We start from the raw sequence: 20146 nt of genomic DNA on the forward strand, positions 1-20146 counted from the left end.
GTGGTTCACCGTCCGGGGCCGACGCTTCGACGCCTATCCGTCGAGGGACGTCATCACGTGCTTGATGCGCGTGTAGTCGTCGAAGCCGTACCCCGAGAGGTCCTTGCCGTAGCCCGACTTCTTGAAGCCGCCGTGCGGCATCTCCGCGACCAGCGGGATGTGGGTGTTGATCCACACGCAGCCGAAGTCCAGCTTCTTGGACATCCGCATCGCGCGGGAGTGGTCCTTGGTCCACACCGAGGAGGCCAGCGCGTACTCGACGCCGTTGGCGTACTCGACGGCCTGGTCCTCGTCGGTGAAGCGCTGGACGGTGATGACCGGGCCGAAGACCTCCTTCTGGACGATCTCGTCGTCCTGGTCGAGGCCGGAGACGACGGTCGGGGCGTAGAAGAAGCCCTTGTCGCCGACGCGCTTGCCGCCGGCGACCACGCGCGCGTGCGCCGGCAGCCGCTCGATGAAGCCCTCGACCTGCTTGAGCTGGTTGGGGTTGTTGAGCGGGCCGAAGAGGACGTCCTCGTCGTCGGGCATGCCGGTCTTCGTGTCGGCGGCGGCCTTGGCGAGCGCGGAGACGAACTCGTCGTGGATCGCCTCGTGGACCAGCACGCGCGTGGCGGCCGTGCAGTCCTGGCCGGCGTTGAAGAAGCCCGCGACGGAGATGCCCTCGACGGCCTTGGCGATGTCGGTGTCCTCGAAGACGACGACCGGAGCCTTGCCGCCCAGCTCCAGGTGGACCCGCTTGAGGTCCTTGGACGCGGACTCGGCGACGGACATGCCCGCGCGCACCGAACCGGTGATGGACGCCATCGCCGGGGTGGGGTGCTCGACCATGAGGCGGCCGGTGTCGCGGTCGCCGCAGATGACGTTGAAGACGCCCTTGGGCAGGATCGAGCCGAGGATCTCGGCGAGCAGGACCGTGGAGGCCGGGGTGGTGTCCGAGGGCTTCAGGACGACGGTGTTGCCCGCGGCGATCGCCGGGGCGAACTTCCACACGGCCATCATCATCGGGTAGTTCCAGGGCGCGACCTGCGCGCAGACGCCGACCGGCTCGCGGCGCACGATGGAGGTCAGGCCCTCCATGTACTCACCGGCCGACCGGCCCTCGAGCATCCGCGCCGCGCCCGCGAAGAAGCGGATCTGGTCCACCATCGGCGGGATCTCCTCGGTGCGGGTCAGCCCGATGGGCTTGCCCGTGTTCTCCACCTCGGCCGCGATGAGTTCCTCGGCGCGCTCCTCGAAGGCGTCCGCGATCTTCAGCAGGGCCTTCTGGCGCTCGGCCGGGGTGGTGTCGCGCCAGCCCGGAAACGCCTCGGCGGCGGCCGCCATCGCGGCGTCCACATCCGCCTGCCCGGACAGCGGAGCGGTCGCGTACGCCTCGCCCGTCGCGGGGTTGACCACCTCGGTGGTCCGGCCGTCGGCGGCGTCCCGGAACTCACCGCCGATGTAGTTGCGCAGACGACGCAGCTCGGTGCTCACTGCAGGCCCTCCTGGTGTTCCTCGTGGGTGTCCGAGGTGTCTGGGTTGTCGATGAATGTCGAGTGTCCAGCCTCTGAGACACCCACCCTAGACCGACAGCTGACGTTTTCAACACCCCCACCCGCCCTACTCCTGCGAAATCCGCAAGCAGAGGCGTCTCAGACAACGAAATTCATCGATTGAGCCTTGCAAAACTGCCGATACGTCGTGCACAGTGACCCCGTGGCCAGTCGAAGCGCAGACCCGAAGGACTCCCGCGAGTCCAAGAACGGCGGCGGTCCCCAGTTGGACGCCGTCTCCCTCGCCATCATCGAGCAGCTCCAGGAGGACGGCCGCCGGCCGTACGCCGCCATCGGCAAGGCCGTGGGCCTGTCGGAGGCCGCCGTGCGCCAGCGCGTCCAGAAGCTGCTCGACCAGGGCGTGATGCAGATCGTCGCCGTCACGGACCCGCTCACCGTGGGCTTCCGCCGCCAGGCCATGGTCGGGGTCAACGTCGAGGGCGACGTGGAGTCCGTGGCCGACGCGCTGACCGCCATGGACGAGTGCGAGTACGTGGTGATGACCGCGGGGTCCTTCGACCTCATGGTCGAGATCGTCTGCGAGGACGACGACCACCTTCTGGAGGTCATCAACGGACGCATCCGGGCCGTTCCCGGAGTGCGCTCCACCGAGAGTTTCGTCTACCTCAAGCTCAAGAAGCAGACCTACATGTGGGGAACCCGATAACCGTGAGCACCGACAGCACCGAGGATCTCAGCAAGTCCGCGTACGACCACCTGTGGATGCACTTCACCCGCATGTCCTCGTACGAGAACTCCCCCGTCCCCACCATCGTCCGCGGTGAGGGCACCCACATCTACGACGACAAGGGCAGGCGCTACCTCGACGGCCTCGCGGGCCTGTTCGTGGTGCAGGCGGGCCACGGCCGTACGGAACTCGCGGAGACCGCGTTCAAGCAGGCCCAGGAACTGGCCTTCTTCCCCGTGTGGTCCTACGCCCACCCCAAGGCCGTGGAGCTGGCGGAGCGGCTCGCGCACGAGGCGCCGGGCGACCTCAACAAGGTCTTCTTCACCACCGGCGGCGGCGAGGCGGTGGAGACCGCCTGGAAGCTCGCCAAGCAGTACTTCAAGCTCGTCGGCAAGCCGACCAAGTACAAGGTCATATCCCGCGCGGTGGCGTACCACGGCACCCCGCAGGGCGCCCTGTCCATCACCGGACTGCCGGCCCTGAAGGCCCCGTTCGAGCCCCTCGTCCCGGGCGCGCACAAGGTGCCCAACACCAACATCTACCGGGCGCCGATCCACGGCGACGACCCGGAGGCGTTCGGCCGCTGGGCCGCCGACCAGATCGAGCAGCAGATCCTCTTCGAGGGCCCGGACACCGTCGCGGCCGTCTTCCTGGAGCCCGTGCAGAACGCCGGCGGCTGCTTCCCGCCCCCGCCCGGCTACTTCCGGCGGGTGCGCGAGATCTGCGACCAGTACGACGTGCTGCTCGTCTCCGACGAGGTCATCTGCGCCTTCGGCCGGCTGGGCACGACGTTCGCCTGCGACAAGTTCGGCTACGTGCCGGACATGATCACCTGCGCCAAGGGCATGACCTCGGGCTACTCCCCCATCGGCGCGTGCATCGTCTCCGACCGCCTCGCCGAGCCGTTCTACAAGGGCGACAACACCTTCCTGCACGGCTACACCTTCGGCGGCCACCCGGTCTCCGCCGCGGTCGGCATCGCCAACCTCGACCTGTTCGAGCGCGAGGGCCTCAACCAGCACGTGCTCGACAACGAGGGCGCCTTCCGCGCGACCCTGGAGAAGCTGCACGACCTGCCGATCGTCGGCGACGTCCGCGGCAACGGCTTCTTCTACGGCATCGAACTGGTCAAGGACAAGAACACCAAGGAGTCCTTCGACGCGGACGAGACCGAGCGCGTGCTGTACGGCTTCCTGTCGAAGAAGCTCTTCGAGAACGGCCTGTACTGCCGGGCCGACGACCGCGGCGACCCGGTGATCCAGCTCGCCCCGCCGCTGATCTCCGACCAGGGGACCTTCGACGAGATCGAGCAGATCCTGCGCGCGACCCTCTCCGAGGCCTGGACCAAGCTGTAGGCCGTCCGAGGTTCCGATCTTCCTTCTGGATGATCAACACCGGTCCCGGTGCCGCCCGTTCGAGTGAGAAACGGGCGCCCGGGGCCGTGTGCTGTCCGGCCTCCCGCCGCGGCCTGCCTAGCGTTCCGAGTGACCGATCGGCCCTGCCTTCGTTCCCCCGGACGGGGGACTTACCCGAATAGCGCACGGCATTTCCGATCCGAACCGAGGTGTACGCCATGGTGGCCCCACCGGACAACGACGTGCTCTGGGCGCGAGCCCTGCACCACCGGTACGACGACGGCTCACCCGGGCTGAGCGGGGTCTCGCTCGGCGTCCGGGAGGGCGAGATCCTCGCCGTCGGCGGCCCGCGCGGCAGCGGCAAGACGACCCTGCTGCGCTGCCTGTCCGGGCTGCTGCCCGCCCGCAGCGGCGAGGTCTGGTTCAACAGCGTGCCCGTGCACACCATGAGCCCCGGCGCCCGTGAGCGGCTGCGCCGGGACCGCTTCGGCTGGATCGACCCGGCCCCGGTGCTGGTGCCCGAGCTGAACGTCTGGGAGAACACCGCGCTGCCCCTGATGCTGCGCGGCGCCGGCCGACGCCGGGCCAGGACGGCGGCCCTGGAGTGGCTGGAGCGCGTCGACATCGGTGACAGGGCCCGCAAGCACCCCGGGGAGCTGACGCAGGCCGAGCGGCAGCGGGTGTGCATCGCCCGTGCCCTCGCCCCGGCGCCCTCGGTGCTGTTCGCCGACGAGCCGACCGCCCCGCTGCACCGCGTCGACCGCGCCCACGTGCTGCGCACGCTCACCACGGCGGCCCGCTCGCACGGCATCACCGTGGTCCTCGCGACCCACGACGCGCAGACCGCGGCCCTCGCCGACCGCACGGTGTCGCTGCTCGACGGGCGGCGCGTGCGCACCGTACATCTGCCGCCGGTCGCCGGGGCGGCCGAGACGGAAGGCCGGGCGGCGTGCTCGCTCTCCGTCTGACCCGAGGCGCCCATCCCGCCGTCCAGCTGCGCCGTCTCCTGGTCGCGGCCGCGTCCGCGGGCACGGGCTTTCTGCTGCTCAGCGTCCTCGGCCACGCGCTGGGCCACCCCGACCCGCCCTCCTCGGCGCTCCGGCTGGCCTGGTGCGCGGTCCCGATGGCGGCCACGGTGCACTTCGCGGTCGCGGTCGCCCGCACCGATCCGGGCACCCGGCCCCGGCCCGGCCTGTCGGCGATCGGTCTCGGTCCCGTCCGGCTGATGGCGATCTCCGCGGCCACCACGGCGCTGTCCTGCGTGCTGGGCTCGGCGCTGGCCCTGCTGGTCTTCCTCCATCTGCGCGGCGACCTCACCGGCACGCCCTTCGACGGCGCCGCGACGGACTTCCTCGCCGCCGGCCGGCCGCTTCCGCTGCCGGCCGCCCTGACCCTGCTGGCGCTTGTGCCGCTGAGCGCGTCGGCGGCCGTGGCGGTGGCGCTGCGGCCGCGTGAGCCGGCGGCGGAGGCGGACCGCGCGGGGCGGGCGTACGGCCGGTTCGGCGCGTACCGGCGTACGGCGGCACACGAGTCCTTCGGGGCGTACGGACGGTTCGGCAAGCAGCTGGGGGCGGCGGCGCGGGGCCGGCGTACGGCCCGGGCGGCACCGGAGCCGGACGGGGGTGAGGACGGTCCCGAGAACTCCGCCGACGCCCGGCCCGCCGTGCCGCTCACGCCGCCGTCCGGGCTGCCGTGGGGGATCACGGTACTGGCGGTGGGTCTGGCCGTGGAGGCCTTCGCGAGCCGCACGGGCGGCGGGGGCGCGCCGGGTGACCGGCCCTCCGCGCTGCTCGGTCTGGCCCTGACCGCCGTCGGTCTCGCCCTGGCCGGTCCCGGCCTCACCCATCTGTGCGGCAGGCTGCTGCAGACGGTACGGCCCGGCGCGCTGCGCCTGCTGGCCGGGCGGGTCCTCATGACCGAGGCCACGCGCATCGGACGCCCGCTGGGCGTGGTCTGCGCGGTGCTGTCGGCCGCGTACGCCATGGCCTCGCTGCACGACCGCGAGGACGCCTCCACCGGCCCGCTCGTCGTGCTCGGGGCGCTGCTGGTGGCAGGCTGCACGACGGCGACACTGCTGACGGCCGCCGTCGAGGCCAGGCAGGCCCGCGCCGGCACCACCGCCGCGCTGCGGCGCCTCGGGGCGGCCACGGGGACGCTGCGCCGGGCCGCCGTGCTCCGCGCGGGTGCGCTGCTCGCCCTGTTCGGGCCGCTGACCCTGGTCGTGGCCGAGCTGTCGGCGTGGCCGCTGGCCCACTGACGGGCCCGGCGGAAAACCGGTCCGGAAAAATCTTCGCGGACCGATGAGTTCCACGCGGGCCCTCCGTCTACCCTCACGAACACCATGGAACCGAACGGGAGAGGCCCCGCCATGTACCAGCAGATGATCTTCGTGAACCTGGCCGTCGACGACCTCGACGCCTCGAAGAAGTTCTTCACGGAGCTCGGCTACTCGATCAACCCTCAGTTCAGCGACGAGACCGCCGCGTCGGTCGTGATCAGCGACACGATCATCGCGATGCTGCTGACCAAGGAGAAGTACGCGGGGTTCACCAAGAAGGAGATCGTGGACGCCACGAAGGGCAGCGAGGTGCTGCTGGGGCTGAGCGCGGAAAGCCGCGAGAAGGTCGACGAGCTGGTGGAGAAGGCCGTCGCGGCGGGCGGCTCGATCGCCGGCGAGACCCAGGATTACGGCTTCATGTACGGCCGCGCCTTCGACGACCTCGACGGCCACACCTGGGAGGTCATCTGGATGGACCCGGCCGCGGTGCAGGACTGACCAACGAGCGGGCCTAGCATGGGCGGGTGCAGACGAGTCCCGCCCATGCCGTCCATCACGGGGACCGCGAGATAGAGACGCTCGAGGAATTCGACGCGATCGTCTCGTCCCGCGGCACGCTCTCCGGATTCCGTGTCCAGTCCGTCGATCTGACCGATCGGACAAGGGAGTTGCTCACCACCGACACCGCCGGGGCCGTCTTCCTCGGCTGCCGGATGCGCCCCGACGCGGCGGAGAAGCTCCGCGCCGACGGCGCCCTGGTCCTCCCACCCGTCCCGGACCTGCCCTTCGACCCGTACCGAGGGCATCTCTACACGCCCGGCGACTTGTTCGCCTCGCTCGACAAGGGCTACGAGGCGACCCCGGACGCGCTGGCCTACGCCTGGTTCCAGCGGACCAAGACGGACGGCGACATCCTCGCCTCCATGCTGCGCGCGGTCCACGACGACTCCATGTCCGACGCCCTCGACGAACTCCTGCGCGGAGCGCGGGTCGTGGGCGTGATGGGCGGGCACGCGATGGCCCGTGGCACCGAGGAGTTCCGGGGCGCCGCCCGGCTCGGACGGGCGCTGACCCACGCCGGCTTCACGGTGGCGACGGGTGGCGGCCCGGGCGCGATGGAGGCGGCGAACCTCGGCGCCTACGCGGCTCCGTACGACGACGCCATGCTGGACGAGGCCTGCGAACTCCTCACGTCCGCCCCCTCGTTCACGCCATCGGTCACCGACTGGGCGCGTGCCGCCTTCGAGGTGCGCACCCGCTGGCCGAAGGGCAACCACTCGATCGGCATCCCCACCTGGTTCTACGGCCACGAGCCGCCGAACGCCTTCGCCTCGCACATCGCGAAGTACTTCGCCAACGCCACCCGTGAGGACGGGCTGCTGGCCCGCTGCAACGCGGGCGTGGTCTTCCTGCCGGGCGCCGCCGGCACCGTACAGGAGGTCTTCGACAACGCGACGCCGAACTACTACGAGTCGCGCGGTGAGCCCACGCCCATGGTGCTGGTGAACCGGGCCCACTGGACGGAGAAGCTGCCGGCCTGGCCGCTGCTGCGGTCGCTCGCCCGGGAGCGCTCGATGGAGGCCCGGATCGCTCTGGTCGACCGGATCGAGGAGGCTCCGGAGGCCTTGAAACGTCTGGGTGGTTAATAAGAAGGCAAAGTCCGGGGGCACTGTAGGCATATGCGTTGACACTACTTATGCGGCGCTTATAGACCTGGGAGCCGCATGGGAGTGCTGATGCTTCATCAACACTCCCTCAACCCCCCGCATTTACGCTCTCCGTAAAGGACAAACGTGGCAGTTCTGTCCGTATCCCGCCGTACCGTCACGCGCTCCGTGCGCGCCCTCGGTGTCGTCTCCGCGTCCGCCGCCCTCGTGCTCGGTGTCGCCGGCAGCGCGGCGGCCTGCAACATCAACGAGTTCTCGGCCGACGCCAAGTGCGTCGGCGACAAGGGCGTCATCACCGTCACCGACGTGGACCCGGCCGGCGTCCCCGCCACCATCACCGTGTTCCTGCAGGACAAGCAGGTCGGCGAGCAGGTGGTCAAGGGCTCCCGTGAGGGCACCACCATCACCTTCGAGGAGGACTGGAAGCCGAACGCCGAGTACCGCATCCACGTCGACGCGAAGCCTTACGTCGACGAGGACATCAAGCCGAACCTGGTCACTCCGGCGACGGCCTGCAAGACGGAAGAGGAGCCCCCGGCCGAGGAGGAGCCCACGCCGACCCCGTCGACGTCCTCCTCCACCCCGGCCGAGGAGCCCGGCTCTCCGACCCCGGCCCCGTCGGAGTCGGAGAGCGAGAGCACCCCTCCGGCGGACACCGCGAGCAACGCGCCGTCCCCGGCCGGTGGTGAGTCGAACCTCGCCGAGACCGGCGCCGACTCCAACACCGGTCTGATCGCCGGCGTCGCGGCCGCCCTGGTCGTGGCCGGCGGTGGCGCGGTCTTCTTCGGTATGCGCCGTCGCGGGGCGAACAGCCAGCGCTGACGCCTCACGCACACAGCGGTGGCCCGTCCCCTCCCCGGGGGCGGGCCACTTCCGTCGCCCTCCGCTCAGCCGAACGTCGCCCGCTCCAGCCAGAACTCCAGCAGCTCCCGGTCGCCGAGCACTTCGAGCCCGGGGGCGGCCGGCGGCAGCCGGCGGTAGAAGGCGAGGAGCACGGAAGTGAGCGGGCCGCGCAGGGCGACCGTGGCCTTCTCGTGGCCGTGGTGCCAGGAGAAACCGTCCTCGTCGAGCTCGATCACCCACTCCGCGTTGACCCCCGCCCCCGCGCCGGTGGCGTGCAGATGGATGGTCCGCCGGGGCCCACGCAGGTCATGCACCGTGTCGTCCGGCAGCGTCCGCTGCGCCCACTCCACGATCTCCAGCCACTCGTCGATCGCGTCCGCGGCGACCTCGGGCGCGACCTCATAGGGCAGCCCGGCGGCCAGGGTGGCGTCCGCGCGGTGGACGGTCACCTCGTGCGTCATACGACGGGCCCAGAACCCGGCGTTGTCGATCCCGGCCCAGCTCCACACCTTCGCGTCCGGCCCGGCCTCCCGCAGCGCGCCGACGACCAGTTCGCCGGACTCCGCCAGCCAGGCGTCCAGCGCGCCGGGATCGCCCCACGACTCGGGCCCGTCGAACCCCGGCACCCGATCCTCGGGGACGTCGTCCTCGGCCCCGGTCCGCACCATGACGTCCACCCAGCGCAGGGCGCCGCCGGTATGCCGTACGAGCTGCTCCAGGGACCAGTCGGGCGTGGTGGGCACGGTGCCGGACAGATCGGCGCCGGACGTCACGACCGTCCGCAACTGCCCTATCTGGTATGCGATTTCCTCGCAGTAGCGGTCATGCGCGAGTTGTGTCATGCCGTACACCCTAGGCAGCCGCGCTCATCCCAGCACGGCGATATCCGCCGCGTCGAACTCCACGCCCACCTCGTCCCCGACCTCCGGCGCGGCCCTGAGCGCGCAGGCCGCCTCCAGGCGGGGCGCGTCCTCGGGCTGGAGGTGGACGGTGACATGGGTGCCGCGGAAGGTGCGCGCGGCCACCGTGCAGCGCAGGCCCTCGCCGGCCGGGACCAGGCGGACACCGGCGGGGCGGACGAGGAGGGTTCGCGTGCCCCGCGGGGCGCCTTCCGGAACGGGGAGCCTGCCCCAGGGGGTCACCGCGACATCGTCGCCCACCGTCGCCCCGACGACGTTCTCGAAGCCGAGGAAGCGGGCCACGAACGCGTCGGCCGGACGCTGCCACACCTCGAGTGGCGTACCGGACTGGGCGATCCGCCCGTCCCGCATCACCACCACCCGGTCGGCCAGCGCGAACGCCTCACCCTGGTCGTGCGTCACGGCGAGCACCGTGGTACCCAACCGGCCGAACAGCTCGCGCAGTTCGACGACCAGCCGTTCCCTGAGCGACCGGTCGAGCTGCCCGAGCGGCTCGTCGAGCATCAGCAGCCGGGGGCTGGGGGCGAGAGCGCGGGCGAGCGCGACGCGCTGCTGCTCGCCGCCGGACAACGCGGCGACGGCGCGTCCGGCCGCGTCCGGCAGTCCCACGAGATCCAGCAACTCCTGTACGCGGTCCCCCTGTTCGCCCCGCGACGCGCCGTGCATGCGCAGGCCGAAGGCGACATTGCCGCCCACGTCCCGCTGCGGGAAGAGCTGGTGGTCCTGGAACATCAGTCCGACGCCGCGCCGGTGCGCCGGCACACCCGCCTGGTCGTGTCCGTCGAGCCGGATCCGCCCGGAGTCGAGCGGCTGCAGCCCGGCCACCGCCCGCAGCAGCGTGGACTTGCCGCTGCCGCTGGGGCCGAGCACACAGACGATCTCGTGCTCGGCGACCTCCAGGTCGACGGCGTCCAGCACCGCCCGCCCACCGAAGCGGACGGTCGCGGCCTGAAGGCTCAGCAGCATCTAGAACTCCCCGGTCCGGTCGGTCCGCAGCCGCTCCAGCACGAGCAGCGCCACCGCGCACACGATCATCAGAATCGTCGACAGGGCCATCGCCTGGCCGTAGTTGAGGTCCCCGGGCCGCCCCAGCAGCCGTGCCACGGCGACCGGCAGCGTCGGATTGTCCGGCCGCGCGATGAACACCGTCGCCCCGAACTCCCCGAGCGACACCGCGAAGGCGAACCCGGCCGCGATCAGCAGCGCCCGCCGCACCAACGGCAGGTCCACCTCCCGCCACGCCCGCCACGGCGACGCCCCGAGCACCGCCGCCGCCTCCCGCAGCCGTACGTCCACGGCCCGCAGCACCGGCAGCATGGTCCGTACGACGAAGGGGACGCCGACCAGCGCCTGCGCGAGCGGGACCAGGATCCAGGAGGCGCGGAGGTCCAGCGGCGGCTCGTCGAGGGCGATCAGGAAACCGAAGCCGACGGTCACCGCGGACACCCCGAGCGGCAGCATCAGCAGCGCGTCGAAGCCGCGCACCAGCCGTCCCGCGTCCCGCCGGGTCAGCGCCACGGCCGCGAGCCCTCCGATCACCACGGCGATGGCGGTGGCGGTGACGGCGTACTGCAGCGAGTTGCCGACCGCCTCGATCGGCGCGACGAGGAACACTCCCCCGTCGTCCTGGGTCAGCTCCCGGTAGTAGCCGAAATCGGCTGCTTCGAAGGAGCGTTCCACCAGTACGGCGAGCGGCAGCAGGAGCAGGACGGCGACGGTGGCGACGACCGAGCCCAGCAGTGCCCACTGTCCGGTGCCGCGCGGCCGGCGTGCGGTCGCCGAGGCGTCCACCAGCCGCAGCGCGGTCTCCCGCCGCCGTACGGTCCAGGCGTGCAGGGCGAGGATCGCGCCCACGGCGAAGAACTGGATCATCGTCAGGACGGCGGCCGTGGACAGGTCGAAGATCTCGGAGGTCTGCCGGTAGATCTCCACTTCGAGAGTGGAGAAGGTGGGCCCGCCCAGGATCTGCACCACGCCGAAGGAGGTGAAGGTGAACAGGAAGACCATCAGCGCGGCCGCCGCCACGGCGGGCGCGAGCGCGGGCAGGGTGACGGACCGCCAGGCCGCGAACCGTGAGGCGCCGAGCATCCGCGCGGCCTCCTCCTGCCGCGGGTCGAGCTGCGACCAGAGCCCGCCCACGGTGCGTACGACGACGGCGTAGTTGAAGAAGACGTGCGCGAGCAGGATCGCCCACACGGTGGTGTCCAGGCGCAGGCCCCACAGCTCGTCGAGGAGTCCGCCGCGTCCGACGAGCGCCATGAACGCCGTACCGACGACGACCGTGGGCAGCACGAACGGCACGGTGACCACGGCCCGCAGCACCTGCTTGCCGGGAAAGTCGAAGCGGGCGAGGACATACGCGCCGGGCAGGGCGACCAGCAGGGTGAGGGCGGTGGAGACGAGGGCCTGCCAGGTGGTGAACCACAGGACCTGACGGACGTCGGACTGCGCCAGTACGTCCCCGATCCGCCCGAGCTGCCAGGCCCCGTCGGCCTTCAGCCCGCGCGCGACGATCGCGGTGACGGGGTAGGCGAAGAAGACGGCGAAGAACGCGACGGGCACGGCCAGCAGACCGAGCCGCGCCGCGCTCCCGCGCCGTTTCGCCGCGGCTCGCGTCACTTCAGTACGAGCGAGGTCCACGACTTGACCCACTGGTCACGGTTGTCGGCGATCTTCGCCGGGTCCATGGTCTGCGGGTCCTTCGCCTGCGGCCCGAACTTCACGAACTCCTCGGGCACCTGGGCGGCCTCCCGCACCGGGTAGACGAACATGTTGAGCGGCATGTCGTCCTGGAACGTCTTGCTGATCAGGAAGTCGAGCAGCGCCTTGCCGCCCTCGGGGTTCTCGGCGTTGCTCAGCAGCCCCGCGTACTCGACCTGCCGGAAGCAGGTGCCCTCGGCGACGCCGGTGGGCGCGGTCTCCGGCTTCGGGTCGGCGTAGATGACCTCGGCGGGCGGCGAAGAGGCGTACGACACCACCAGCGGCCGGTCGGCCTTGGCCTGCTTGCCGCCCGCCGAGCCGGAGAACTCCTCGTTGTAGGCCTGCTCCCAGCCGTCGACCGCCTTCACGCCGTTGGCCTTGAGCTTCTTCCAGTAGTCCTGCCAGCCCTCGTCCCCGTACTTGGCGGCGGTGCCGAGCAGGAAGCCGAGGCCGGGCGAGGAGGTGGAGGCGTTCTCGACGACGAGGAGGTCCTTGTACGCGGGCTTGATCAGGTCGTCGAAGGTCTTCGGCGGGGTCAGGTCGTGCTCGCTGAACCACGCCTTGTCGTAGTTGACGCAGACGTCACCGGTGTCGACGGGGGTGACCCGGTGCTTGTCCTGGTCCACGCGGAACTCGTCCAGGATCAGGTCGGATCCCTTCGCCTCGTACGACTGGAACAGCCCGTTGTCGAGGGCGCGGGAGAGCAGGGTGTTGTCGACGCCGAAGAAGACGTCGCCCTGCGGGTTGTCCTTGGTCAGAACGGCCTTGTTCACGGCCTGCCCGGCGTCGCCGTCCTCGAGGACCCTGAGCTTGTATCCGGACTGCTTCTCGAAGGCGGCGACGACGTCCTTCGACACGGCCCACGAATTGTGGCTGACGAGGGTCACGGTCCTGGACCCGCCACCGCTCGCGCCGTCCCCGTCGGACGACCCGCACGCGGACAGCGTGACCAGCCCCAGCCCGACGGCCAGGACCGTGACCTTCTTGGTGATGCCCACTTGATTCCTCCTGGAGTGACCAGGAAGAGACGCGGCCCTGCCCGGGACCCCTGGGCGAGGTCCCGGGCAGGGCGCAACAGCTCGAGTGATGACCGATCTCCCTACCCAGAATGACCTGGGCCAGGTTCGGAGGGTCTGCGGCCGGTGCCGCACTCTCAGCGCTGTGGCGCTCCCCTGTCGGAATATGAAGATGTGCTTACGCGAGTCACATTACCTCTCGCTCGCGGCGAGCTGACCACACGCCCCGTCGATCTCCTGTCCACGGGTGTCCCGGACCGTCACCGGCACACCGTGCGCGGCGATCGCCTCCACGAACGCCTTCTCGTCCTCGGGCCGGGAGGCGGTCCACTTGGAGCCGGGCGTGGGGTTGAGCGGGATCAGGTTGACGTGCACAGGCCGACCCTTGAGCATCCGCCCGAGTCGGTCACCGCGCCAGGCCTGGTCGTTGATGTCCCGGATGAGCGCGTACTCGATGGACAGTCGCCGCCCGGACCTGGCCGCGTACTCGAACCCGGAGTCGAGCACCTCGCGCACCTTCCACCGCGTGTTCACGGGAACGAGGGTGTCGCGCAGTTCGTCGTCGGGGGCGTGCAGCGAGATGGCGAGCCGGCACTTGAAGCCCTCGTCGGAGAACCGGTGGATCGCCGGGACGAGACCGACGGTGGACACGGTGATCCCGCGCTGCGACAGCCCGAGCCCGTCCGGCTCGGGGTCGGTGAGCCGGCGGATCGCCCCGACCACCCGGTTGTAGTTGGCGAGCGGCTCCCCCATGCCCATGAACACGATGTTGCTGAGCCGCGCCGGGCCTCCCGGCACCTCGCCGTCCCTGAGCGCCCGCATGCCGTCCACAATCTGGTGCACGATCTCGGCGGTCGACAGGTTGCGGTCCAGCCCGGCCTGCCCGGTCGCGCAGAACGGGCAGTTCATACCGCAGCCCGCCTGGGAGCTGATGCACATGGTCACCCGGTCCGGGTAGCGCATCAGCACGGACTCGACGAGCGTGCCGTCGAACAGCTTCCACAGCGTCTTGCGGGTGGTGCCCTGGTCGGTCGACAGATGCCGTACGACCGTCATCAGCTCCGGAAGCAGCGCCTCCTGCAACGTGCCGCGGGAACCGGCGGGGATGTCGGTCCACTGCTCCGGTTCGTGCGCGTACCGCGCGAAGTAGTGCTGGGACAGCTGCTTGGCGCGGAACGGCTTCTCACCGACCGCGGCGACCGCCTCCTTGCGCTCGGCGGGCGTGAGATCGGCGAGGTGCCGCGGCGGCTTCTTGGCTCCGCGCGGCGCGACAAAGGTGAGTTCTCCGGGCTTAGGCATGGCTGTACCAGTGTCGCAGATCCACACGGGTGACCCGGTCGGGCTCGGAACAGGCCTGCGATCACCACGAAGAGAGGGGAGACGTAGCTCTTCGTGCGGTGCCACGGGCCGCAGCAGCGGCGCGGTCCGCGGCGGCCCTTCCGGTCGAGGAGCGCATCGCACCACCGGCAGGGCAGGGCACCGTGGTACCTGCCGTCGTCCCCCCGCCTCGCCTGCGCCGTGGAACGGCCTTGGCCCTCCCGGACAGCGGCGGGCCCCCGCCCGGAGAGGACGGGGGCCCGAATCCGGCCACGCGGGTACGGGTCAGCCGGAGCCGACGAACAGGACCAACAGCAGCCACACCACCGGTGCCGTCGGCAGCAGGGAGTCCAGGCGGTCCATGATGCCGCCGTGGCCGGGGAGCAGCGTGCCCATGTCCTTGATGCCCAGATCACGTTTGATCATGGACTCGCCCAGGTCGCCCAGTGTGGCGCTGGCCGCGACCGCGAGGCCCAGCAGCAGGCCCTGCCACCAGCTGCCGCCGTCGATCAGGAACTCCATGCACAGCGCGCCGACGGCCATCGCGAACGACACCGCGCCCAGCAGGCCCTCGCGGGTCTTTCCGGGACTGATGCGCGGGGCGAGCTTGGTCTTGCCGAAGCGCCAGCCGACCGCGTACGCGCCGGTGTCGCTGACGACCGTCAGCAGCAGGAAGGTCAGGACGCGCCACGCGCCGTCGCCCGCGGTGAGCATCATCGCGACGAAGGTCGCCAGGAACGGCACGTAGAACGCCGCGAAGACACCCGCCGTGACGTCCTTGAGGTAGCCCTCGGGCGGCGCCGCCATACGCCAGACCAGCACCGCCAGCGCGGTGAGCGCCATGGCGATCCACGCCCCCTCGGCCCCCCGGGCGTACCCGGCGGCGACCATGGCCGCACCGCCCAGCGCGAGCGGAACGAGGGGCGCCTTGATGCCCTTGCGCTCCCGCAGCCGCGACGTCAGCTCCCACAGGCCCACCACCACGGCGAGGGCGACCACGCCGACGAAGACCGCCTTGACGACGAACAGCGACGCGACGATCACCACGCCGAGTCCGACGCCGACGCCTATCGCGGCACCCAGGTCCCGCCCCGCGCTCTTCTTCTGCGGTGCGGGGGCCGGCTGCGGGGCGTCGGGCATGGGCTCCGGATTCTGCGGCACCTCCCCCGGAAGGGGGCGGGCCCGCGTCGGCTCGTCTCGGAACAAGGGGCCGCTCAGCCGAGCGGCCCCTTGTTCCACATCCTGGCCTCCGCCGTGTTCGGGTACGTCGGGCACGATGGGCATGGGACGCGTGTGCTGCGCGTTGTGCGCATCGTACGCGGGACCCGCCGGAGCGGCCCCCCAGCCCTGCCCGTGGTCGGACGGCCCCCAGTACCCGGTCTGCGGCGTCCCCCAGGAAGAGTCGTTCATCAGACCTCGAGCAGCTCCGCTTCCTTGTGCTTCAGGAGCTCGTCCACCTGGGCGACGTACTTCGCGGTGGTGTCGTCGAGCTCCTTCTCCGCACGGCGGCCCTCGTCCTCGCCGACCTCGCCGTCCTTGACCATCTTGTCGATGGCGTCCTTGGCCTTGCGGCGGACGGAGCGGATGGAGACCTTCGCGTCCTCGCCCTTGGTCTTGGCGACCTTGATGTAGTCACGGCGGCGCTCCTCGGTGAGCTCGGGGAACACCACCCGGATGATGTTGCCGTCGTTGCTCGGGTTGACGCCCAGGTCGGAGTCGCGGATCGCCTGCTCGATGTTGCGCAGCGCGCTCTTGTCGAACGGGGTCACCACGGCCATGCGCGGCTCGGGCACGGAGAACGAGGCCAGCTGGTTGATCGGCGTCAGCGCGCCGTAGTAGTCGGCCACGATCTTGTTGAACATCGCCGGGTGCGCACGGCCGGTGCGGATCGCGGCGAAGTCCTCCTTGGCGACCACGACGGCCTTCTCCATCTTCTCCTCGGCCTCGAGGAGGGTCTCTTCGATCACCACTTGCTCCTGCGTGTCTTGAGTAGGCCCGGCCACGGTTCCTTTTCAGGGACGGAGGCCGGCTGCGTCGCGTCTTCTTCCTGCACGGTTCCCGACCGGCAGGACATTGTCCATCCCCCGGTCAGCTGCGGCCGGCTTGGTCGCCCACCAGCGTGCCGATCTTCTCACCCTTGACGGCGCGGGCGATATTGCCCTCCTTCAGGAGCTCGAAGACGACGATCGGGAGGCTGTTGTCACGGCAGAGCGTGACGGCCGTGGCGTCGGCGACCTTCAGGTCCCGGGTGATGACCTCGCCGTAGCCGAGCGCGTCGAACTTCACGGCGTCCGGGTTGGTCTTCGGGTCGGAGTCGTAGACGCCGTCCACACCGTTCTTGCCCATGAGCAGCGCCTCGGCGTCGATCTCCAGGGCGCGCTGGGCGGCGGTGGTGTCGGTGGAGAAGTACGGCATGCCCATACCGGCGCCGAAGATGACCACGCGGCCCTTCTCCAGGTGCCGTACGGCGCGCAGCGGGATGTAGGGCTCGGCGACCTGCCCCATGGTGATGGCGGTCTGCACGCGGCAGTCGACGCCCTCCTTCTCCAGGAAGTCCTGGAGGGCGAGGCAGTTCATCACGGTGCCGAGCATGCCCATGTAGTCGGAGCGGGCGCGGTCCATGCCGCGCACCTGGAGCTCGGCGCCGCGGAAGAAGTTGCCGCCACCGATGACGATCGCAATCTGCGCGCCGTCCCGGACGACGGCCGCGATCTCACGCGCGATGGCGTGCACCACGTCGGGGTCGACGCCCAGTCCCCCGCCACCGGAGAAGGCCTCTCCGGACAGCTTCAGCAGAAACCGGCCGCGTACTTTGCCGTCGTCGCTCTTCTCAGCCTTGGTGGTCATCGGGGATCCCGCCTCTTTCGCGTGTTGCACATACGAAGAAGGCCATTGCCGGTGGGGCGTGGTTCGCATCCCATGCGGCAATGGCCTCCTCGTCAGATCTGCTGTCGCCCGGCACGCGCCGTCGCGTGGACGCGTGTCCGAACGACTGCTGTCGACCCTATCGGGGTCGCGCGCCCGTCGCGGTACGGACTCAGATGCCGACCTTGATGCGCGTGAAGCGCTTCAGGGTGACACCGGCCTCGTCCAGGACCTTCTGGACGGACTTCTTGTTGTCGAGCGCGTAGGGCTGGCCGAGCAGCGTGGCGTCCTTGAAGAAGCCGTTGAGGCGACCCTCGACGATCTTCGGCAGGGCGGCCTCGGGCTTGCCCTCGGCGCGGGTGGTCTCCTCGGCGACGCGGCGCTCGGACTCGACGACCTCGGCCGGCACGTCCTCCTTGGAGAGGTACTTCGGCGCGAAGGCGGCGATGTGCTGGGCGACGCCCTTGGCGATCTCGGCGTTCGGCTTGTCGAACTCGACCAGGACACCGATCTGCGGGGGCAGGTCGGGCATGGTGCGGTGCATGTACGCCGACACGTAGCCGTCGGCGAACTGGGCGAAGCGGTCCAGGACGATCTTCTCGCCCAGGTTGGCGTTGGCCTCGTCCACGAACGCCTGGACGGTCTTGCCCGCCTCGATCTCGGAGGCGAGCAGGGCCTCGAGGTCGGCCGGGGAGGTCTTGACGACGTGCTCGGCGATGGTGGCGGCCACGGCCTGGAACTTGTCGCCCTTGGCGACGAAGTCCGTCTCGCACTTCAGCTCGACGAGGACGCCGGAGGAGTTGTCGTCAGCGATGATCGAGACCACGGCGCCGTTCTCGGCGGAGCGGCCCTCGCGCTTGGCGACGCCCTTCTGGCCCTTGATGCGGAGCGCCTCGACGGCCTTCTCGACGTTGCCCTCGGCCTCGTCCAGCGCCTTCTTGCAGTCCATCATGCCGGCGCCGGTGAGCTCCCGGAGCTTCTTGACGTCGGCGGCGGTGTAGTTCGCCATGAGTCTGTGAGTCTTTCTCGAAGTCTGGAGGTTCGGAGATCTGCGGGATCAGGACCTACTCGAGGGCAGGTGTGCGACACGCCGCCGACCTACGGGTGAACGGCGGGAGCGGATCACTTGTCACCGCTCCCGCCGTCATCGCCTGTGACGGGGCGGTCAGGCCTGCTCGGCCTCGGCGGCCGGAGCGGCCTCCTCGGCAGCGGCCTCCTCGGCAGCGGGGGCCTCGACCGGCTGCTCGGCCTCGGCGGCCGGAGCGGCCTCCTCGGCCTTGTTCTCGTCGGCCTTGTTCTCGTCGGCCTTCTTCTCACCCGCGAGCAGGTCGCGCTCCCACTCGGCCAGCGGCTCGCCGGCGGCCTTCTCGCCCTTGCCGGCCTCGGCGGCACCGGAGCGGGACATCAGGCCCTCGGCGACGGCGTCGGCGATCACGCGGGTGAGCAGGGTGACGGAGCGGATCGCGTCGTCGTTGCCCGGGATCTTGTAGTCGACCTCGTCGGGGTCGCAGTTGGTGTCGAGGATGGCGACGACCGGGATGTTGAGCTTCCGGGCCTCGCCGACCGCGATGTGCTCCTTCTTGGTGTCCACGATCCAGACGGCGCTGGGCACCTTGGACATCTCGCGGATACCGCCGAGGGTCTTCTCCAGCTTGGCCTTCTCGCGGGAGAGGACCAGCAGCTCCTTCTTGGTGAGGCCGGAGGCGGCCACGTCCTCGAAGTCGATCTGCTCGAGCTCCTTCAGGCGCTGCAGGCGCTTGTAGACGGTCGAGAAGTTGGTGAGCATGCCGCCCAGCCAGCGCTGGTTGACGTAGGGCATGCCGACGCGGGTGGCCTGCTCGGCGATGGCCTCCTGCGCCTGCTTCTTCGTGCCGACGAACATGACCGTGCCGCCGTGGGCGACGGTCTCCTTGACGAACTCGTAGGCGCGGTCGATGTACGACAGCGACTGGAGCAGGTCGATGATGTAGATGCCGTTGCGCTCCGTGAAGATGAAGCGCTTCATCTTCGGGTTCCAACGACGGGTCTGGTGACCGAAGTGGACGCCGCTCTCCAGCAGCTCCCGCATCGTGACGACGGCCATGGCCGTATCTCCTTGAATTTCTCGGTTGTGCCGCGGATGCCGGACGGCTTCCGCGCCTGACGCCCACGACGCGCCGTTGCCACGAAGGACCGAGGGGCGCTGACATCCGGGTTCCGGCCGTGACCGGTCCTGATGTCGGGGCGTGCGAAGTCGACCCGGTGGCCCGGGTCGCCACCAGAAGTGTACGGGACCCGCGAGGCGCCGGGTGACGCCGCTGTCCACAAACGGCCGATGGTCCACAGGTCCGGGCGGTGATCACGGTTGTCCGGAAAGCTCTGCGGCATGCGAAAGAGTGCATTCACGAGAGCGTGTACGCGGCTGGTCCTTCTGGTGGTCCTGACCCTGGCGGCACTGCTGGCCCCGCCTCCACCGGGCCTGTCCGCGGCGGGGGCGGTGACCCCGGCGGGTGAGGACGCCGGGATGCCGGCCGTCGGACGGACGTGGCCGGTGGGGGTACGGCCGCGGGTGCTGCGCGGCTGGGAGCCGCCGGCGACGGTGTACGCCCGCGGGCACCGGGGTGTGGACCTGGCGGCTCCACCGGGGACGCCGGTACGGGCGGTGGCCGCGGGCCGGGTCTCCTTCGCGGGCCGGGTGGCCGGAAAGGGCGTCGTCTCGGTGGAGCTCACCGGCACGGGCGATCCCCCGTTGCGCACCACCTACGAACCGGTCCGCGCGTCGGTGACCGAGGACGACGAGGTGACGGCGGGCGAGGTGATCGGCACGGTGGCCCCCACGGGCTCCCACTGCACGGCCCCGTGCGTCCACTGGGGCCTGCTGAGGGGTGACACCTACCTGGATCCGCTCGCCCTGCTGCCCCCGTGGCTCCTGCGCAGAGGGCCGTCGAGACTGCTGCCGGTGCTGGGCGTGCCGGTGCCGGAGTGA

The 20146-nt window shown here is 70.5% G+C and carries 19 protein-coding genes and 1 riboswitch; of the genes, 8 read left to right on the plus strand and 11 right to left on the minus strand.

Features of this window, described 5'->3' with window-relative positions; all coding sequences use genetic code 11:
* Positions 1-33: 33 nt before the first annotated feature.
* Positions 34-1473, minus strand: a complete 1440-nt coding sequence (locus tag ACFXAE_RS02560; RefSeq protein ID WP_384706895.1) for a gamma-aminobutyraldehyde dehydrogenase — start codon at positions 1471-1473, stop codon at positions 34-36.
* A 207-nt stretch (positions 1474-1680) separates the two neighbouring features.
* Here ACFXAE_RS02560 and ACFXAE_RS02565 point away from each other — a divergent pair, with 207 nt between their 5' ends.
* The 7 genes from ACFXAE_RS02565 to ACFXAE_RS02595 all read left to right on the plus strand — a co-directional run bounded on the left by ACFXAE_RS02565 (position 1681) and on the right by ACFXAE_RS02595 (position 8342).
* Complete coding sequence (locus tag ACFXAE_RS02565) at positions 1681-2199, plus strand: Lrp/AsnC family transcriptional regulator (protein ID WP_384706897.1); 519 nt, start codon at positions 1681-1683, stop codon at positions 2197-2199.
* Between the two features lie 2 nt (positions 2200-2201).
* Positions 2202-3575 (plus strand): aspartate aminotransferase family protein, encoded by a 1374-nt coding sequence (locus ACFXAE_RS02570; RefSeq protein ID WP_384706899.1) that lies wholly within the window; start codon positions 2202-2204, stop codon positions 3573-3575.
* Positions 3576-3793: 218 nt separating this feature from the next.
* On the plus strand, positions 3794-4543 hold the full coding sequence (locus tag ACFXAE_RS02575; RefSeq protein WP_384706901.1) for an ABC transporter ATP-binding protein: 750 nt from the start codon (positions 3794-3796) through the stop codon (positions 4541-4543).
* Positions 4525-5832, plus strand: a complete 1308-nt coding sequence (locus ACFXAE_RS02580) for a hypothetical protein (protein WP_384706903.1) — start codon at positions 4525-4527, stop codon at positions 5830-5832. Before ACFXAE_RS02575 ends, ACFXAE_RS02580 begins: the two co-directional genes overlap by 19 nt.
* A gap of 111 nt (positions 5833-5943) precedes the next feature.
* Complete coding sequence (locus ACFXAE_RS02585) at positions 5944-6351, plus strand: VOC family protein (RefSeq protein ID WP_384707375.1); 408 nt, start codon at positions 5944-5946, stop codon at positions 6349-6351.
* A 26-nt stretch (positions 6352-6377) separates the two neighbouring features.
* The gene (locus tag ACFXAE_RS02590) at positions 6378-7499 is read left to right on the plus strand and encodes an LOG family protein (protein ID WP_384706905.1); all 1122 of its coding nucleotides are present in this window, start codon (positions 6378-6380) and stop codon (positions 7497-7499) included.
* 147 nt (positions 7500-7646) lie between these two features.
* The gene (locus tag ACFXAE_RS02595) at positions 7647-8342 is read left to right on the plus strand and encodes an LAETG motif-containing sortase-dependent surface protein (protein ID WP_384706907.1); all 696 of its coding nucleotides are present in this window, start codon (positions 7647-7649) and stop codon (positions 8340-8342) included.
* Between the two features lie 65 nt (positions 8343-8407).
* Here the strand turns inward: ACFXAE_RS02595 and ACFXAE_RS02600 are convergent, their stop codons facing one another.
* From ACFXAE_RS02600 to rpsB, 10 genes are all read right to left on the minus strand, one after another.
* Positions 8408-9205 carry a maleylpyruvate isomerase family mycothiol-dependent enzyme gene (locus ACFXAE_RS02600; protein ID WP_384706909.1) on the minus strand — a complete coding sequence of 266 codons (798 nt, stop codon included), beginning with the start codon at positions 9203-9205 and terminating at the stop codon, positions 8408-8410.
* A 24-nt stretch (positions 9206-9229) separates the two neighbouring features.
* Positions 9230-10249: an ABC transporter ATP-binding protein gene (locus ACFXAE_RS02605; RefSeq protein WP_384706911.1), complete on the minus strand. Its 1020-nt coding sequence runs from the start codon at positions 10247-10249 to the stop codon at positions 9230-9232.
* Positions 10250-11923: an ABC transporter permease gene (locus ACFXAE_RS02610; RefSeq protein ID WP_384706913.1), complete on the minus strand. Its 1674-nt coding sequence runs from the start codon at positions 11921-11923 to the stop codon at positions 10250-10252.
* Positions 11899-12981, minus strand: a complete 1083-nt coding sequence (locus ACFXAE_RS02615; RefSeq protein ID WP_384706915.1) for a thiamine ABC transporter substrate binding subunit — start codon at positions 12979-12981, stop codon at positions 11899-11901. The genes ACFXAE_RS02610 and ACFXAE_RS02615 overlap by 25 nt, the downstream gene beginning before the upstream one ends.
* Positions 12982-13061: 80 nt before the next feature.
* Positions 13062-13167: riboswitch (TPP riboswitch) on the minus strand.
* A 24-nt stretch (positions 13168-13191) separates the two neighbouring features.
* Positions 13192-14298: a 23S rRNA (adenine(2503)-C(2))-methyltransferase RlmN gene (rlmN, locus tag ACFXAE_RS02620; protein ID WP_384706917.1), complete on the minus strand. Its 1107-nt coding sequence runs from the start codon at positions 14296-14298 to the stop codon at positions 13192-13194.
* Positions 14299-14601: 303 nt separating this feature from the next.
* Complete coding sequence (locus ACFXAE_RS02625; RefSeq protein ID WP_384706919.1) at positions 14602-15726, minus strand: phosphatidate cytidylyltransferase; 1125 nt, start codon at positions 15724-15726, stop codon at positions 14602-14604.
* Positions 15726-16283 carry a ribosome recycling factor gene (gene frr / locus ACFXAE_RS02630; protein ID WP_384706921.1) on the minus strand — a complete coding sequence of 186 codons (558 nt, stop codon included), beginning with the start codon at positions 16281-16283 and terminating at the stop codon, positions 15726-15728. Before frr ends, ACFXAE_RS02625 begins: the two co-directional genes overlap by 1 nt.
* Positions 16284-16404: 121 nt before the next feature.
* A complete protein-coding gene (gene pyrH / locus ACFXAE_RS02635; RefSeq protein WP_361739044.1) occupies positions 16405-17163 on the minus strand; it encodes a UMP kinase in 759 nt (252 codons plus the stop codon).
* 190 nt (positions 17164-17353) lie between these two features.
* The gene (gene tsf / locus ACFXAE_RS02640) at positions 17354-18190 is read right to left on the minus strand and encodes a translation elongation factor Ts (RefSeq protein WP_384706924.1); all 837 of its coding nucleotides are present in this window, start codon (positions 18188-18190) and stop codon (positions 17354-17356) included.
* Between the two features lie 156 nt (positions 18191-18346).
* A complete protein-coding gene (gene rpsB / locus ACFXAE_RS02645; RefSeq protein ID WP_384706926.1) occupies positions 18347-19264 on the minus strand; it encodes a 30S ribosomal protein S2 in 918 nt (305 codons plus the stop codon).
* A gap of 282 nt (positions 19265-19546) precedes the next feature.
* Here rpsB and ACFXAE_RS02650 point away from each other — a divergent pair, with 282 nt between their 5' ends.
* Positions 19547-20146: a M23 family metallopeptidase gene (locus tag ACFXAE_RS02650; RefSeq protein ID WP_384706928.1), complete on the plus strand. Its 600-nt coding sequence runs from the start codon at positions 19547-19549 to the stop codon at positions 20144-20146.

Origin of the sequence: Streptomyces sp. NPDC059454, from assembly GCF_042749965.1 — a bacterium.
Classification (GTDB): domain Bacteria; phylum Actinomycetota; class Actinomycetes; order Streptomycetales; family Streptomycetaceae; genus Streptomyces.

What these genes read in the sequence shown, in the direction of transcription:
- pyrH (WP_361739044.1), bottom strand. Translation starts at nt 17,163, where the DNA reads ATGACCACCAAGGCTGAGAAGAGCGACGACGGCAAAGTACGCGGCCGG.
- tsf (WP_384706924.1), bottom strand. Translation starts at nt 18,190, where the DNA reads ATGGCGAACTACACCGCCGCCGACGTCAAGAAGCTCCGGGAGCTCACC.
- ACFXAE_RS02605 (WP_384706911.1), bottom strand. Translation starts at nt 10,249, where the DNA reads ATGCTGCTGAGCCTTCAGGCCGCGACCGTCCGCTTCGGTGGGCGGGCG.
- ACFXAE_RS02625 (WP_384706919.1), bottom strand. Translation starts at nt 15,726, where the DNA reads ATGAACGACTCTTCCTGGGGGACGCCGCAGACCGGGTACTGGGGGCCG.
- ACFXAE_RS02575 (WP_384706901.1), top strand. Translation starts at nt 3,794, where the DNA reads ATGGTGGCCCCACCGGACAACGACGTGCTCTGGGCGCGAGCCCTGCAC.
- ACFXAE_RS02600 (WP_384706909.1), bottom strand. Translation starts at nt 9,205, where the DNA reads ATGACACAACTCGCGCATGACCGCTACTGCGAGGAAATCGCATACCAG.
- ACFXAE_RS02585 (WP_384707375.1), top strand. Translation starts at nt 5,944, where the DNA reads ATGTACCAGCAGATGATCTTCGTGAACCTGGCCGTCGACGACCTCGAC.
- rlmN (WP_384706917.1), bottom strand. Translation starts at nt 14,298, where the DNA reads ATGCCTAAGCCCGGAGAACTCACCTTTGTCGCGCCGCGCGGAGCCAAG.
- ACFXAE_RS02650 (WP_384706928.1), top strand. Translation starts at nt 19,547, where the DNA reads ATGCGAAAGAGTGCATTCACGAGAGCGTGTACGCGGCTGGTCCTTCTG.
- rpsB (WP_384706926.1), bottom strand. Translation starts at nt 19,264, where the DNA reads ATGGCCGTCGTCACGATGCGGGAGCTGCTGGAGAGCGGCGTCCACTTC.